24 protein-coding genes are annotated in these 13,410 nt (G+C 57.6%); 4 read left to right on the plus strand and 20 right to left on the minus strand.

Annotation, left to right across the window (positions count from 1 at the left end):
- The first annotated feature begins 9 nt into the window (after window positions 1-9).
- On the plus strand, window positions 10-693 hold the full coding sequence (locus R6G97_RS21265) for an SLATT domain-containing protein (protein WP_317847462.1): 684 nt from the start codon (window positions 10-12) through the stop codon (window positions 691-693).
- On the opposite strand, the gene R6G97_RS21270 is transcribed toward R6G97_RS21265, so the two are convergent.
- A complete protein-coding gene (locus R6G97_RS21270; RefSeq protein WP_317847463.1) occupies window positions 654-1,523 on the minus strand; it encodes a hypothetical protein in 870 nt (289 codons plus the stop codon). The two genes, R6G97_RS21265 and R6G97_RS21270, sit on opposite strands and share 40 nt — an antisense overlap.
- A gap of 101 nt (window positions 1,524-1,624) precedes the next feature.
- Between R6G97_RS21270 and R6G97_RS21275 the strand changes: the two genes are divergently transcribed.
- Window positions 1,625-1,849 (plus strand): hypothetical protein, encoded by a 225-nt coding sequence (locus R6G97_RS21275; RefSeq protein WP_110160040.1) that lies wholly within the window; start codon window positions 1,625-1,627, stop codon window positions 1,847-1,849.
- 48 nt (window positions 1,850-1,897) lie between these two features.
- Here the strand turns inward: R6G97_RS21275 and R6G97_RS21280 are convergent, their stop codons facing one another.
- The 3 genes from R6G97_RS21280 to R6G97_RS21290 form a co-directional block, all read right to left on the minus strand.
- Entirely contained in the window at window positions 1,898-2,623 is a 726-nt protein-coding gene (locus tag R6G97_RS21280; RefSeq protein WP_317847464.1) for a hypothetical protein, read from the minus strand.
- Window positions 2,620-2,865, minus strand: a complete 246-nt coding sequence (locus R6G97_RS21285) for a hypothetical protein (RefSeq protein ID WP_212627848.1) — start codon at window positions 2,863-2,865, stop codon at window positions 2,620-2,622. The genes R6G97_RS21280 and R6G97_RS21285 overlap by 4 nt, the downstream gene beginning before the upstream one ends.
- A gap of 62 nt (window positions 2,866-2,927) precedes the next feature.
- Window positions 2,928-3,509: a hypothetical protein gene (locus R6G97_RS21290; RefSeq protein WP_232889755.1), complete on the minus strand. Its 582-nt coding sequence runs from the start codon at window positions 3,507-3,509 to the stop codon at window positions 2,928-2,930.
- 239 nt (window positions 3,510-3,748) lie between these two features.
- Here R6G97_RS21290 and R6G97_RS21295 point away from each other — a divergent pair, with 239 nt between their 5' ends.
- Window positions 3,749-4,300 (plus strand): hypothetical protein, encoded by a 552-nt coding sequence (locus R6G97_RS21295; protein WP_317847465.1) that lies wholly within the window; start codon window positions 3,749-3,751, stop codon window positions 4,298-4,300.
- Here R6G97_RS21295 and R6G97_RS21300 read toward each other — a convergent pair.
- The 13 genes from R6G97_RS21300 to R6G97_RS21360 form a co-directional block, all read right to left on the minus strand.
- On the minus strand, window positions 4,287-4,796 hold the full coding sequence (locus R6G97_RS21300) for a hypothetical protein (RefSeq protein WP_317847466.1): 510 nt from the start codon (window positions 4,794-4,796) through the stop codon (window positions 4,287-4,289). The two genes, R6G97_RS21295 and R6G97_RS21300, sit on opposite strands and share 14 nt — an antisense overlap.
- Window positions 4,797-4,877: 81 nt before the next feature.
- Window positions 4,878-5,039 carry a hypothetical protein gene (locus tag R6G97_RS21305; RefSeq protein WP_317847467.1) on the minus strand — a complete coding sequence of 54 codons (162 nt, stop codon included), beginning with the start codon at window positions 5,037-5,039 and terminating at the stop codon, window positions 4,878-4,880.
- 2 nt (window positions 5,040-5,041) lie between these two features.
- Window positions 5,042-5,503: a single-stranded DNA-binding protein gene (locus tag R6G97_RS21310; protein ID WP_317847468.1), complete on the minus strand. Its 462-nt coding sequence runs from the start codon at window positions 5,501-5,503 to the stop codon at window positions 5,042-5,044.
- Between the two features lie 10 nt (window positions 5,504-5,513).
- On the minus strand, window positions 5,514-6,011 hold the full coding sequence (locus tag R6G97_RS21315) for a siphovirus Gp157 family protein (RefSeq protein WP_317847469.1): 498 nt from the start codon (window positions 6,009-6,011) through the stop codon (window positions 5,514-5,516).
- Window positions 6,008-6,760: a hypothetical protein gene (locus tag R6G97_RS21320; protein ID WP_317847470.1), complete on the minus strand. Its 753-nt coding sequence runs from the start codon at window positions 6,758-6,760 to the stop codon at window positions 6,008-6,010. Before R6G97_RS21320 ends, R6G97_RS21315 begins: the two co-directional genes overlap by 4 nt.
- A gap of 291 nt (window positions 6,761-7,051) precedes the next feature.
- Window positions 7,052-7,408 carry a hypothetical protein gene (locus tag R6G97_RS21325; RefSeq protein WP_233458187.1) on the minus strand — a complete coding sequence of 119 codons (357 nt, stop codon included), beginning with the start codon at window positions 7,406-7,408 and terminating at the stop codon, window positions 7,052-7,054.
- Window positions 7,405-7,626, minus strand: a complete 222-nt coding sequence (locus tag R6G97_RS21330; protein ID WP_200928619.1) for a hypothetical protein — start codon at window positions 7,624-7,626, stop codon at window positions 7,405-7,407. Before R6G97_RS21330 ends, R6G97_RS21325 begins: the two co-directional genes overlap by 4 nt.
- Window positions 7,623-8,171, minus strand: coding sequence for a hypothetical protein (locus R6G97_RS21335; RefSeq protein ID WP_200928618.1), 549 nt, complete (start codon window positions 8,169-8,171; stop codon window positions 7,623-7,625). The genes R6G97_RS21330 and R6G97_RS21335 overlap by 4 nt, the downstream gene beginning before the upstream one ends.
- Window positions 8,168-8,371, minus strand: a complete 204-nt coding sequence (locus R6G97_RS21340; RefSeq protein ID WP_200928617.1) for a hypothetical protein — start codon at window positions 8,369-8,371, stop codon at window positions 8,168-8,170. The genes R6G97_RS21335 and R6G97_RS21340 overlap by 4 nt, the downstream gene beginning before the upstream one ends.
- On the minus strand, window positions 8,368-8,787 hold the full coding sequence (locus R6G97_RS21345; protein ID WP_200928616.1) for a hypothetical protein: 420 nt from the start codon (window positions 8,785-8,787) through the stop codon (window positions 8,368-8,370). Before R6G97_RS21345 ends, R6G97_RS21340 begins: the two co-directional genes overlap by 4 nt.
- 395 nt (window positions 8,788-9,182) lie before the next feature.
- The gene (locus R6G97_RS21350) at window positions 9,183-9,368 is read right to left on the minus strand and encodes a hypothetical protein (RefSeq protein ID WP_317847471.1); all 186 of its coding nucleotides are present in this window, start codon (window positions 9,366-9,368) and stop codon (window positions 9,183-9,185) included.
- The gene (locus R6G97_RS21355) at window positions 9,365-9,550 is read right to left on the minus strand and encodes a hypothetical protein (RefSeq protein WP_317847472.1); all 186 of its coding nucleotides are present in this window, start codon (window positions 9,548-9,550) and stop codon (window positions 9,365-9,367) included. Before R6G97_RS21355 ends, R6G97_RS21350 begins: the two co-directional genes overlap by 4 nt.
- 64 nt (window positions 9,551-9,614) lie before the next feature.
- Window positions 9,615-10,067: a hypothetical protein gene (locus tag R6G97_RS21360; protein WP_317847473.1), complete on the minus strand. Its 453-nt coding sequence runs from the start codon at window positions 10,065-10,067 to the stop codon at window positions 9,615-9,617.
- A gap of 538 nt (window positions 10,068-10,605) precedes the next feature.
- On the opposite strand from R6G97_RS21360, the gene R6G97_RS21365 reads away from it, so the two are divergent.
- The gene (locus R6G97_RS21365) at window positions 10,606-10,932 is read left to right on the plus strand and encodes a DUF1654 domain-containing protein (RefSeq protein WP_317847474.1); all 327 of its coding nucleotides are present in this window, start codon (window positions 10,606-10,608) and stop codon (window positions 10,930-10,932) included.
- A gap of 59 nt (window positions 10,933-10,991) precedes the next feature.
- Here R6G97_RS21365 and R6G97_RS21370 read toward each other — a convergent pair whose 3' ends face one another.
- The 3 genes from R6G97_RS21370 to R6G97_RS21380 all read right to left on the minus strand — a co-directional run bounded on the left by R6G97_RS21370 (window position 10,992) and on the right by R6G97_RS21380 (window position 13,313).
- Window positions 10,992-11,228: a hypothetical protein gene (locus tag R6G97_RS21370; RefSeq protein ID WP_317847475.1), complete on the minus strand. Its 237-nt coding sequence runs from the start codon at window positions 11,226-11,228 to the stop codon at window positions 10,992-10,994.
- Between the two features lie 698 nt (window positions 11,229-11,926).
- The gene (locus R6G97_RS21375) at window positions 11,927-12,247 is read right to left on the minus strand and encodes an STAS-like domain-containing protein (protein WP_317847476.1); all 321 of its coding nucleotides are present in this window, start codon (window positions 12,245-12,247) and stop codon (window positions 11,927-11,929) included.
- A complete protein-coding gene (locus R6G97_RS21380; RefSeq protein ID WP_317847477.1) occupies window positions 12,210-13,313 on the minus strand; it encodes an ATP-binding protein in 1,104 nt (367 codons plus the stop codon). The genes R6G97_RS21375 and R6G97_RS21380 overlap by 38 nt, the downstream gene beginning before the upstream one ends.
- Window positions 13,314-13,410: the final 97 nt, after the last annotated feature.

Here is a 13,410-nt window from a genome sequence, read left to right on the forward strand (position 1 = left end):
GGACGCGCAATGTCGGGAACTGATAGCTTTAAGAATCTATACAAGAAGATGGATGCCACGTCGAAAACTAGGTTTCATGCCTCTCGGCGCCTGCGCCTGCATGCGAAGCTTTCGACCTATACGGTCGTCATCCTGTCTCTGGTTCTGATCCTGGTATCTCTAATGCAGGCCTACGATCTAGGCGCAAATATCAAAAGGAAGGAGGTAGTCCTTCTTCAGGTTTTTGCATCGATCGCGGTGCTTGTGTATTCGCTGCTGATCGAGAAAAACGACTTTTCCAACAGGTCAGAGAAGATGTATTCCTGCGCCTCTAAGCTAGGCGAACTGAAGCAGGAGGCTCACCCACATAAAACTGCAGGTACCTTCGACCAGAAGAAATATGACGAGAGTTGGAAGGGGTACCACGACGTCCTGAAGCTTTACGAGACCCACTCGAACAACGATTTTCGAGGCGATTACCTCCGGGCAAAGCTTGAAATGCCTGAGGACTACCCTATGGATGGATGGCAGAAATTTACGATGTCGGCAAAGGTTTGGGGCTCTTACGTCTTGAATTTCGCAACCTACCCCATGGTTGCTGCTGTTTTGGTTCTTGCCCTTTATTGGGTCTGGGTTGGATTTGGGCCTGCAACTGGTGAGCCTGTAGCGACTCTTCAGTCGCCACAGAAGCAGTCGATGTCTTCGGCTAAGTAGTCGAAATCAAAATCCGTCTGCCTGGCGCGCTGGTCCGCTGACCAGGCAAGCGACCTATAGTTTGGCCGATCCTGCCGGAATACCTGGCCGAATCGTTCTTCGGTGCCAGACCACCAGATCACCCTGGACGGGTCTTGCTGGATGGTCCTGATCAGCTTGGCCTCGTTCTTTTTCCAGCACAGGTCGCAGTTGCCGTAGTCCGAATCCATGCCCAGGTCGAAAGGCTGTTCGGCCCAGAATGCCGCCACGTCTTCCTTCATGATGCCAGCGACGTAGGATGGGCAGACGCTGTCCCACCGGGCATTGCCGCGCTCGTTGGCGGTCATCATCCGGCTGTAGCGGCGGGGTTCGTCGTAGCGGATGCCTACGACACAGTCCCATTCGTCGTAGCCCAGGGCGCGCATGTGCTTCTCGCCAATTTTCACCTTCAGGTAAGCGGTGCACATGTTGTTGCTGAAGTTCGGCAGAACCGCAGGCAGGTTTTTCTCTGCTTTCCGGTAGGCCTCGTAGTACTCGAGCATCATCGTGAACGGCTCGCCGTTTCGGCTGGCCGTCTCGAAGTCGACGATCTTGTACCAGGGCGCGTCGTCCGGCTGGCCGTACACCCGGCACCACTCCATCCAGACGATGTGGACGCCCCAGTGCTTGGCCATGGCGTCGATGAAGACCAGCGTCTCCTCGCGCTCCTTGCCGGTGTTCTGGAAGAAGGCGTGCACGTCTGCCGGTAGTTTGCCGCCGTGGGCCTCCAGAATTTTCCAGAGCATGTGCCCGCTGGTGCGGCCACCACTGACGCCGATTTGCGCCGGCCCGGTGATCTGGTAGGGGTTCATAGGCAATCTCCATTGCAGGCGCCGCCCTCTCCGAGGTGGCGTGATTCGTTGAAGTGGGGTATTCGTGTGGTACGGCATGGAGCCGGATTAAGGAGACACTGGTGCGTTACAACTTGAGTGACAGCATGATCAAGGTCGGCATGACTCTTGATGAGGTTACGGAAATCGTTGGCGAAGAAGCGCTTGGAGGGTGGGGAAAACGCGGACTCATGGGTAGGCCCGAAAGACAAAAGAGCTTCTATTTCATGGACCAAACGAAGTGGTGCGTTGTCTGGTTCGACGATTCAGATGTGGTAGTTGCAAAGACTACGATGGACATCCGTTGAGTGCTTAACGACGCTAAGCGGGCATAACCAATGCCCGCGAGGCGTCGGCTACAACGCCATTTCCGTCTGTGAATTTCGCTGCCAGATCGGCGTGCTATTGTGAGCCTCGATTCGGTCTGCGATCACGCTGGCGCGCTGCCCGGCCGATGGCGGGGTGTACATGCCGAACCGGCTGATGCTGCCGCCATTAACCGCAGCGTTGGTGCTGTCTGCTGATGACAGGGGCAGGCTCTGGAAAATCGCGGGGTCAAGCATGCGCAGGCCGTGCAGGCGGCATTGGGGCCGGCCCTGGTTGTCGCAGATGGCATCCATCGCTGATCCAATCCGCTTCCACCACGATGCGGTGCCGGGAGAGCGCCACTGGCCGGAGCTGCCCAGCGCGACCGTTCGCCAGGCCTTTGCCAGGCGCTGCAGTCGCTCGATCGACTCATGCATGTGCCAGACCGGCACGCCCGGCAGGTGGTCGGGCCATTGCTCGAGCAAACGATCATTGGCATCTTCGTCGCCGTCGATCACGTCAGGGATCAGCGCCCAGTCGAAGCCGGGGTGCCTGTGCCAGTCATCCACCCAGCGGGTGTATCCCTCGACATCGACTTGGCCGCCTTTCTTCCAGACCGTGAACGCGCCGTTGTCGAAGACGAAGGACTGACAGGCCTCGGCGACGATGCCCATGTCATCCTGCCGCGGGAACGGCACCAGGGCGTGCCGGCCAGCCAGCAGTCGTGCTGCATCCTGCCGCGTGCCGCCTATCGGCGTGCCGTGGTAATGGATCATCCGCTCAACCTCACCGTTTCGACCTCGACACCCTGGTGCACGGCCTTGATCACCTGGTCACCGCCGAATCGATCTGCGAGATGGTCAGCGATTTGCTCGTGCCAGCCCTGTTTGATCAGCGCGGTGGCGGTCTTGATGTGCTCGACACGGATCATCGCCAGGCTACGAATTTCCAGGCTGTAGACGATCACCTCTGCATCGCTTGGGCAGACCGCGGTGAATGTGTGGCGATAGATGTTCATGGGCGTTCCTCGCCGGGGAGGCGTTATCGTTGAATAGGGGAAGGCGCTGGCGGGCAGCGCAGTCAGGCGGCGGCGGATAACGGCTGGGCTAGCGCCTTCTGAACTGCCTCGACGATGCGAAGCAGATAGGTGTATTCGTGGTTTTCCTCGACCGCCTCTTCCTGGAGGGTGTGCCACCACTCTTCTCCGAAGATATCGGTGAGCAGGTCGTTGTGGTGCCAAGTCTCGTTTGGCACCTCCAGGCCTCCGAGGATCTCTACCTGGTCGAACAGACGTCGCGCCTCGTCCTTGTCCATGGATAGGTCGCGACGCGCTTTAATCACAGTTCTCCTTGCCAGTGCCTCCAGAGCGTTGCCACTGAACTTGGTCGAACTGATACCACGGTCAAGGCAGTTCAGTACGTAGCCTGCATTGCAGTTGGTGACGAACTCGCCAACTGTGCGCGGACCCATGCCGCCCCAGTAGGCATTCCAACTCTTGTCCCAGCAGCTAATGGTGATCTTGCCCTGAGCTGTCTGATAATTCGGATCCTTCTCGGTCGGACAGTCGCGGCGACCGAAGTCCTCCAGAAACACACTGATCGGATCAAGGCGCGGAACGCCACTGATGACGAGCTTGGTTACTGTCGAGGTTTCGACCTTCATGTCGATCTCCTGAGCATGCGCCGCCCTCCGTGCTGGTGGCGGCATGGTGGCAATATGATTTCAAATTTGGTTAAATCGCCGAGTCGGAGAGGGGCCCTCTCCCCTCATAATCCGGCACGAAGGCATCTGCATTGCAGGTGCCTTTTTTGTTTGTGCTCACCGAGGCAGGGCGAGATTGGCCTAGTGGCAATTTGGTTTGGGATGGGGTTACATACCGAAATCGTGTTTGGAGATGTGGTATGGCTGGAAACCCGATTTGGCTGACCTTGGCTACAGCGATGCTTGGCGGTGGGATTGTTTCCGGAACTATTAGCTTTCTGCTGGAAACCAGGAGGTCAGAAAAAAACTTACTGCGGCTAAAACTGGAGGAGGTGCACACAGAGTTTGACAGGGCCTCCAGAAATTTGACCGCCGTCCATGGACTCCTAAAGCAGTATGCGAATGGCGAGTCGGACCTTCAGGGCTTTATGCGCGATGCCACTGCATACGTCGAAAAATTGTCGGAACCCCGCGGAGAGAGAGTTTCATCTCTTTGTGCAATCTATTTCCCAGAGCTAGTGATCTGTCACAAGTCGTTCCTCAAGGCAAAGGACCGCTTCTCGGCATTGATGAATGACCGCAAGGGCCTCATGTCTAGGTCTGAGGAATTTGTCTTCGCTGTTTCCGACTCATATGGTTTTCTGAAGGAGATGGACGAGGCAATGCGTAGCGGGATTTACAGATCGGCTAATCGGATCAATCTGTCGATAGGATCGCGACTCATCAATGCGATAGGACTTATGGGTAGATAACCTCATCACCCGGATCCTGCTGAATCATCAGCATGCTCTTCCGATCGAAGGCCAGGGCCAGACGCGGCGAGATGCTGATCTGGTGCCGCGGCGGGGTGAGAAACTTCGCCGCGTGCAGCCGGCCCAGAGCGTGGATGCCGTGGATCAGCGCTTCCATCATCTGGCTGTAGGTGGCGTCTGCCCAGCCGCATATGGCGCGCAGGTGCTGGCCGGTTCGCTTCCTGGCTGAAAGCCGCAGCGCCTCGGTGCGCGCCACATTCCGGTGAGCTTCGATTTCGTGGCGCGCGATCCTGAATAGTGCGTGATGCCCGAGCGCTTCGATGTGATGAATCATCAGCGTCATCGCCTCGCCCTGTTCCTCGATCCCGGCCCACTCCATCAGCTCGAGCAGGGCCTGTTTAGTCCCTGGTCGAACCTTCAAGCGCAGGTCTTCTTCCTGCAGGCGCTCGGCCTTCTCGCGTCGGCGTCTGTCGCGCTCCGCCTGGTCCAGTGCCATCGTCGATACCTCCCAAGCCGCTGGGCGGCAGATTAATGTGTTGCTGGCGCCGGCCGTACCGGACGCGGGCGGTGATGCGTTTCAAGAGATGAGCTCCATGTCTCGATCGTTCCAGCCTGCCAGCCACCAGCCGCAGTCGACGGTCATCCAACCATAGGGCTGGGAGTGCTTCGACTGTCCGTTGTCGCGGCAGGCACGGCCCAGGTAATAGGCCGCAGGGTGAGGGGCATGCTGGTGCTTCATGGCTACGCCCCGGCGAGGTGAGGTATGGGCGCGAAGGGGATGTCGTCGTCGAAGGCGTCAGGCGGCACGCCTTGCTGGCTCGGCTGCGGGGCAGGGCGCTGCTGCCGTGGTTGCTGTGCTGGTTGGTTGCCCTGTGATTGCTGCGGTGGACTTCCGGCAAACTTGATGATGATCACTCGCCCGGTGAGTTTGACGCCCTGCGTCTGGTCGGACTTCGTGAAAACCTCGACATGCGCGTCGTCGATGGTGAAATGCACCTGCTGGCCTTTGACCAAGTACTGAGCCATGGCCTCGGCCTGCTTGCCCCAGAGCGTGGCGTCTACCCACTGCACGGGCCGCCTTCCGTCTTGGCCTTTGCGGCCATAGTCGCAGGCGATAGCCAAGTTGCACACAGCGTCGCCGCTGGCGGTGTAGCGCAGCTCAGCGTCTCGGCCAATGCGGCCGATATCGGTAAGTGTTGGCATGAGTTATCTCTTACTTGATACGAATCGAAGACTTGCCGCGCTCCAGATGGGCGCCCTTTACCTCCTGGCCGGACTTGATCCGTTCGGAGATAGCTCTTTTGTCAGGGACATAGGTCACGCGCGAATCGACCAAGTCGTCAGGGAGCGCCTTTTCGTCGTCGATGATTACCGACTCGCGACCCTTGGCAAGCGTGATGGTGAATAGGGGGCAGCTAATCTTGGTTATGTCCGCTGCCTCCATGTTCTCGCGCAGGTAGTCGATGATCTGCCCCTTGCGGTTGGACATGATCCGCTTTCGCTCCTGAAGGCGTTCGATTTCGGAATCCACGGCCTCGATGTCACCATCCATGTTCAGGATGATTCGGCTTATAGCCAGCGCCTTGTCGTTGAACTCAGCTTCAATGGCGCCCATGGTGTCGCGCACAGCGATGGCCATGTCTTCGTCAGCCCCATCCATTAGGACGGTCAGCTCTTTGAATTGGCCGGTCAATTCATACAGAGTGCTCATGCGGCCTGCTCCTTCTTCTGGGCGCCCTCTATGAAGGCTTTGCGCTCTTCGTATGCCTCGGTCAGGCGCCGAAGGAACGCTGTTTCGTTGCGTGCGGTGGCGCTCTTCACGTATCTGGTATTGAGCATCTTCAGCTCATGCAGGGTGACGGCGCCTGCTAGGGTTTCTACAGCGGACTTGAGCCACTCCAGTCTTTCTTGCTTCTGGCGCTCTTCCTCGGCAGCTTTATCCTCTGCCTTCTCAATGGCCACCTCGCTGCGTACCGTCTCGACGTAGGAGGCGTCATCGAACATACCCATGTGGATGTCAGCCGCGAAGCCGAGAGGCTGAAGGCACTTACCGATAGCGTCGGTGAGAGACTTCTTCGCAGCCTCCCAATCCGTAATGATCTTGCCCTGCTGGAGAAGAACAAACGGTGTGTGCCCATAGTGCTCGACAGTGCATTTCTGCCCGTCTTTCCCCAGGTACCAAAGCTGAATCTTGATCGTGTGCAGCTTGGCATTGATTCGCGGCGCATCCGGCCATTCCTTGGTAGGAGCTGAAAGCGGGGCGCCCTCATCGAAACGATCCTCAAGCACCGTCCAGCCCCATCCCTCGCCGCAAGGTCCGAATACTTCGGTCGCTTTGCGCATGAGGTAAGTGGGCTTGATTGCGGTGCCTTTGAAACCGCCCATCCCAGTGAAATTTTTCGTTGCACTGGGGTCGGTCGTGTCAACCTGGTCCCAGATGCGCATGTTTGCATTGGACATTTGTCACCTCGCGCCAGGCCGGCGCCGTGAGTTGGAATATGAGAAATGCCAGGTCACCCAGGCACGGAGGTACGCTCCAGGCCCTGGCTGCGGTGGATGGTTGCGCGCTCTCGCCGCTTACGCTCCCTTGCGGGCACGGTTATCCCCGCGGGGCCCGCCGTACTCGGGTGCGTGTGATTCAGGAAGTGATGGTGCCGGCCAGAGTGCTCAGGAGGAGCCAGCCGGTGCAGAAGGTTAGGGCGATGAAGCTGCCGCGCCAGGTGGCGATACGGCGTGCACGTTGGTAGCTGGTCATGGCCAAGGCCTCAGATGCTTGCGTACAAGCTCATGCAGAGCCTTGCCGTCACGGCTGATCTTCTGCCCGCGCAATTGCCATTTGCGCGTGCTTGGCCAGCAGTCGATGATTTTGTTACCGGGAAGCTTAAGCACGACGTGATAGCCGTTGTTGTGCTTCGAGTGCTGGACGCCAGTGTTTTGCAGCCACGCCTCGAACTGAGCCATGCTCTGCAACTTTCGCGCTTTATTGTCACCGGAACTGCTTCCGCCACAATCCCGACATTCCCGTGGGTATCCGACATCATCGCCGATGAGCTGGCAGCAGATAGAGCAGTGGCTGCCGTCGGCGATGTTGTCCTCGTAGAAGCTCATGCCCGCACCTCATACCCTACCGTCCACTCGCCGCACATCCACCAGCTGCGGGTGACTGCCTCGGGGTTCTCGATGAAGGCCTCAGCTGCGGCTTTCTTGGCGTCGAACAGGGTCGGCCCCTTGAACAGCATGAGGATTCGCCCCTCTGGCAGGGCCATGGATTCCTGAACCTCGGCCACCTGGTCGTCAATCAGTGACGGGAAAACTGGAGTTGTCATGATGCCTCCTGCTTGCGGTAGCCAAGGCGATACAGTTCCTCGCCAATCTCGTAATAGGCGTTGTATTCGCTTCCCAGGCCGATTTTTAGGTCTTTAATCAGCGTGCGTGCGAACTCAGATCGCTCCTCTTCCTCGATCTGCTCTGGTGTCTTCAGCGGCATGAATACCTGCGTGCCAGAGGCCGTGCGCAGAACGTCAGCCTGGAATTCGTACTTCTTCGGGCCTTCCTCGAAGCGATGGATCGGCTGCCCGTGCTCGTTGATGCCGAAGACCTTCGTCTTGAAGTACTCAAGTCGTGACTCGTTCCAGAGCACCTCGCAGATCGTGCCAACAGGTGGCGGGCCTTCCCCATCCCATTCGGGTCGCTTGATCAGGGGCCGATGACAGTCCTCGATGGTTAACCCGTACGAGGTGTGGACCGGAACCGTCCAGCCCTTGTTCTTGTTGAACAGCAGCAGGGCGCTTCCGACTTCGCGCAAGAAATTCTGATCAACCGGGTCAAAGTGGGTTGCCTCGGGATTGCCTTCCCAGTCAATGCCGCTCATGCAGCCTCCTTGCGCCGCTCAGCAATACGCCGGATGCGCTCGCAGTAGTGTTTGAACTCGTTGGAGTCTATGGCCAGAAGAGAGAAGTAGGCGACGACCATGGATTCAGCCTTGCCGTCTTCCACCGGGCCTGAACCCGGCAGAAGCATGGTTTCTATGGCGCCTTGGATAGCGCTGACCGCGATGCTGTGAGGGCTCATTCCGCCTCCTCGGCCTGGGCCAGAACTCCTTGCTCAGCAAAGGGAGCGAGCAGGTCAGCAGCGATTTGGCGCAACGTTGCGTCAGGATCTGCCACCGAAAGCAGCTTGTGCGTGCTCGCCTGGGCGTCTGACCCATTCCGGCGGTGACCGTCCAGCACCAGGTGCCCCAGTGCAGAGTTGCTGCGAGACTGGGCAAGTTGGTCCATGGCGAACTCGTCCACGGCCAAGGCGAAGCGCTCGTAGGTCACGCCTTGCTGTGGTCGCATACGACGCTGGAACAGGAAGTCAGAGCCCCGCATAAGCTGGTCGATGCCTTCCTCGATCCAGTGGCGCTCTGCAAGCTCCTGCGGCGTTTCACTCACCTCAGGAGGCAACTGGTTGTCGTACTGCCATTGTGCTGCTCGAAGTGCGCCCATGGCGTCCTCCTGTTGAGTTGGCAACCGCATGGATCAGGTGCCGGGCACCAGTGACCAAGCTGGGCGTGAAAAGCCAAGCCCGGCACCTGTCGATGCGGTCGATGTGAAGGGAAGGGGATGCGGGGTGTATCGGTAGAGGGCTTTCTCCACACCATCAGCCAATGGCTGACTTAGCCCGGCGCCGGGATAGGTGCGATTTACAAAAGCCCTCTCCGATGCACCCTGCGATGGGGAGCAGGGCATCGGGCCGTCTTTCCGGCTGTCACCGCACAACCATTGAGCCCGTCATGCGGAAGGGCTATCCCTTTATGCGCTTGGGAGTCCAGCGGCCGGCTAACCCCGGTCAGGATTCATTTCCCGTCTGGCCCTGTCGCCAAGGCCAGCCAGTGAAATCGTCATGCTGCGAACAGCTCTTGCTGCTGAGGCACCGGCATCAGGTAGGCAACCAGTTGATCGGTTGGCCACTCGGTGACGTCGGTCCAGTCGGCATGCATGACCTTGAACACTGTCGGGTGCAGCCACTGCCCTTGCTTCTTGTCCGGGCTGATGCAGAACTTGAAGCCCTGGTCGCGCAGGCTCATGCCGCCTCCTTGCAGTCAGCCGCAGTCATGCGCTGCCCATCTGCCAGCTCAACGACGCACACGCCGTTGCGGTAGCCACGCTCCGTGTTGAGCCTGTTCGCTTCGCGGATGCAGGCGCTCAGATCGCTGTCGGTGAAAACCTGCAGCTCGCCTCGCAGGGTGATGCGAATGACCTTGTTCATCGTGTGCTCCTACAGTGGATTCCCCCTGATGCGCCCCGCTTGAGGCGCACCGGGGAATCGCCTGTCACTTGTGTGCTTCGGGATCTTTGATGTGCTTGTCGAAGAGCTTCTTATGACGCCTGGCAAATCGAGCCACATGAGCAATCGCAAGCAGGGCGATACAAAACAGCGCCAGCGGCCATAGCCGTGCGATCACGTAGGCTGCCAGTGGTGTCCAGAATGCAATGATGAATAGTGAGAAGAAGACATCTGTCCGCGTTTCACCCTTCTTGTCCTTCCACCACAGATAAGTGCCTCCGGATCCCTTTGTGTCGTAGGGCGTCCACCCACGAAGACGAGCGATCAACTCAAGAATCGGATTGCGCCCAGGCGAGCTGTCATCGATCCAGGCCCACGAATGACGCCATGCCTTTCCGAGAAGAGCGACAGCTGAAAATGTCAGAGCGATCCCCAGACCAAGTGCCATGCAAGCCAGAAGCTGTCCTGGCAAGGTCTCGAGGAATTGCGGTGGGTTCATAGTTCTTCCTCCTGTTGATTTCCCTGATACCCCTCGTGAGAAGGGCATCGAGGAAATCTGCCGCGACCCGCTACTGGCGTCGGTCGCTGGCTCAAATCGAATGTCGTGCTGACCGATGCGCCGGCATGCCGGGCGCTACAGCTCAACGGGTGTTCCAGGTCGCTGTTACCCGCCACCTGCGACTGGGCGATGATTTCTTTCCATACGTTTTCTGGTTCGGGCTGCCAGGGCTATTCGATACAGCGCAGCAGGGTGGGAGTCGCCCACGCCCGGTGCGTTAGTCGTTTCGCTGGCTGGAAGCCTTTCTGCGATTGGGTTGTTAAAGAGCGGTGAGGCTTGAGGGCCTCTGCAGTCCCTCGTGAGTGACTGCTGTGTTGAGGCAAATATCACGCAATGTGTTTTTTATGTCAACACGAAATGTGATTTATTTTTTCGAGGCCGTGTTGAAAATCTTCCAAGCGAAGCGTGTTCACCTTTCACAGGGCGTGATGTATGCTTCGCTAAATACTGGATGGATGTACAGTTAACGGAGGAAGGTATGGCCAAGCAGAAGAAGTCGAACCCGCAAGCACGCCATGAGATGACCGGGCTGGAACGCTTGGGGCTGCGGGTCTCGTCGATGATCAATCACCCCATCGCGCAGGCTCAGCGTTGGGTGACTATCCATCGCCTGGACACGGACGGTGACATGGAGTGGGAGGAGGTGATGGGCATACTGGCCGAGACGCCAGAACTGGACCTGACGTTCAATGACGACGAGAGCGTGACGGTACGGTGGGAGCCGCAGACCGCAGACGATCGAGACGATCTGGTTGTGGAGCGAGATTGGGAGGAGGAGAGGGTGGAGGAAGAGGCGCCTTTCTGACAGGCACAAAAAAGCCCGCGCTATGCGGGCTTTCGTGCCTGGTGGTGGAGCGCTCCCACTCAGGCGCCAGGGCTGTCCGAATTCTGCTTAGCGATCAGCTCGGCCAGCAACTCGGCAATGGAGTCGCTGTTATCCATCAGCACCTCCAGATGCTCGTTGATCCGGCCATGCGCTTCTGTTGCCCCTCGCTGGTCGAGCCAGATCCCAACCTCCTCGATGGCGGCGCCAAGCGCGTTGATGTTCTGGTTGAGGCGGTAGAGCAGCGCCGCTGTAGGGTCGTCAGGAAGGTCGGCCATAGCGATTCCTCCAAGTGGTGAGGAAATCGTAGCAGGCAACAAAAAGCCCGCTCAGTGGCGGGCTCTCTGCGATAGGGCTGATCTTTCAGCTTGGTCGGATTTTAGGGCAAGGGGTGGCGGAATGCCAAGCATGAAAAAACCGCCGACACGGGAAGCGCAAGTATGAAAAGCCCGGCGCTGGGCCGGGCAAATCAATATCTGGTAGGCATATCAAGCCTATCGAGTTCCGCCCGGAGCTTGTCTTTAAGCTGAGCGGATGTGGAGGTTATATTGCGCACCGTAGTGGACAGCGGCCGCTCTGCGGCCCTAGTGACGGACTGAAATGCACCCCCAGTTACTGCCTGCTTGAACAATAGAAAATCCTGACCAGCAGACGGCCATAAAAACATTCCGTAACGACTTATTCTGGAGGATATGTCTCTGACCTTGCTGTTGATAAGCACTCCCGATGCGCCCGAGTCTGATCCAGGCTTCATCCAATAATCAAGCGACAAAGCTGCGAGATCTTCGAGATCCCTTAGGATTTGTTCAACCCGCTGTCTCTTCTGATCAGATTCTCGCTGCGCGTTTGCCTTCGACTCGGTGTCTTTCCTGACCTGCTCAGAATTGGCATTAACCCGCCACTGATGGACCGCAGTACACACTGAAATAAACAAAGCTAACCATGCAGGAACGTCGCCATTATCCATGACAACAGGTCACGCGTGTGCCGCATCAATGTACTGCCAAATCTCATCTATCACGAAGGGGTCTTCCTGATAGCGAAATTTCAGTTTTTTGTGTAGCGCTTCCTTCGTGAACTTTTTGAGGCGAACAAGCCCCCCAAACGCTTCCTCCAGAAAAGATGAGCCGTAGCCCATGGACCCATCGAGATCCACCTCAACCACGTCATACTGGTTTAGCTTGGGCACCAGTAGGTCATCCCTGAAGACTTCTCCCGAAAAATCGCCGTCTACGCGGTAGCGCCCGGCAGGGTACTCACTAAACTCTTTGGCGATTGCTATCGTTGTCATGTTCATCTTCCACAACCTGCGTTTCCGTTAGTGGCACAGACCATTGGATGACTGTCCCTTGGATTGATTCAGCGTAAGCGCTCTCCTTGTGCTTGGGAGGCTTGCTGCGGAAATCAAAACCAACCGCGCCCATATTGCTGTAGACATCCAGGCGACCGCCAAGATCTTCGGCGGCCCGCAGAATGTTGCGCTGCAGGCCCTTTCCACGGTGCGTTTGCTTGGTTCTCGTTCGACCCAGCTCCAGGGCCCGTCGAATCATGTTTCTATCACGTTTCCCCTCGGACAGCGTTGTCAGCCTCAAGATGTCTTGAATTTGCTCAGCCCATTTTTCAGGCAATGTGACAGGTATGCCAAGACCCAAGTCACAAAAAGCGACATGCAGCCATCCCTCAAGGACCTCGGCGAATACCCACCACCTGCGCTCATCAGCAGCAGCAATGCCGCTCAACTGATCGCCACGAGGTCTGATATAGGCGTGATGAACAGCATTGTCCATAGCTTCTCCGACGCCTGAGACAAGCTTCATGTACCCAGCAGGCACCTGCGCCCTGATCACCTTCATCAAAGAGTCCGCGCTTGCTTGGTTCACGCTCACGTCGGATGCGTATCGCCAATTTGCGACCGTGGTGTCTTCCTTGGTGATCTCGAGACGGTGCTGGCGCCCGAGAAGACTCAGAAGACCGATCTGCTGAAAGGCTTTCTCTACCGTTTTGTCTTTAGGATAGCCACATGTCAGTGTGCATTTGCCCTGAAGCGACCGGCTCAACCGATCAATCTCTGCAAGCATCAAGAGCGCGCCGCAGCAGTTCACTTTTTCCGTTTTTGCAAAAATGATCCTGACTGCCTTGTGCGCAAGACACGCCTTCCTCAGACTCTTTAGAAAGATAGCGAGCTCGGCTTGGACATTTCGGTTGAAGAGTCCAATTTCTTTCGGCGCCACAACCGGTTCAGGGCGAACCCTTTGGTCATCGGCCCTACGTGATGCTCTAGCTTTCCCTCGCAACCTTGAAGCTGCACGATATCCTGCTATACGCCTCTGGCGAAGGAGATAATCATCAGGTTTTAGTTTCACCTTGCATTCCTTTATCGTGCCACTTTGGCACTCCATGCTTTCCGAGTTCTGACTACAAGTCGCCACCGCCCCAGACCATTCAGCCTTTCCTCGGCCA

The sequence above is a fragment of the Pseudomonas sp. HTZ2 genome, assembly GCF_033173945.1.
Taxonomy (GTDB): domain Bacteria; phylum Pseudomonadota; class Gammaproteobacteria; order Pseudomonadales; family Pseudomonadaceae; genus Aquipseudomonas; species Aquipseudomonas guariconensis.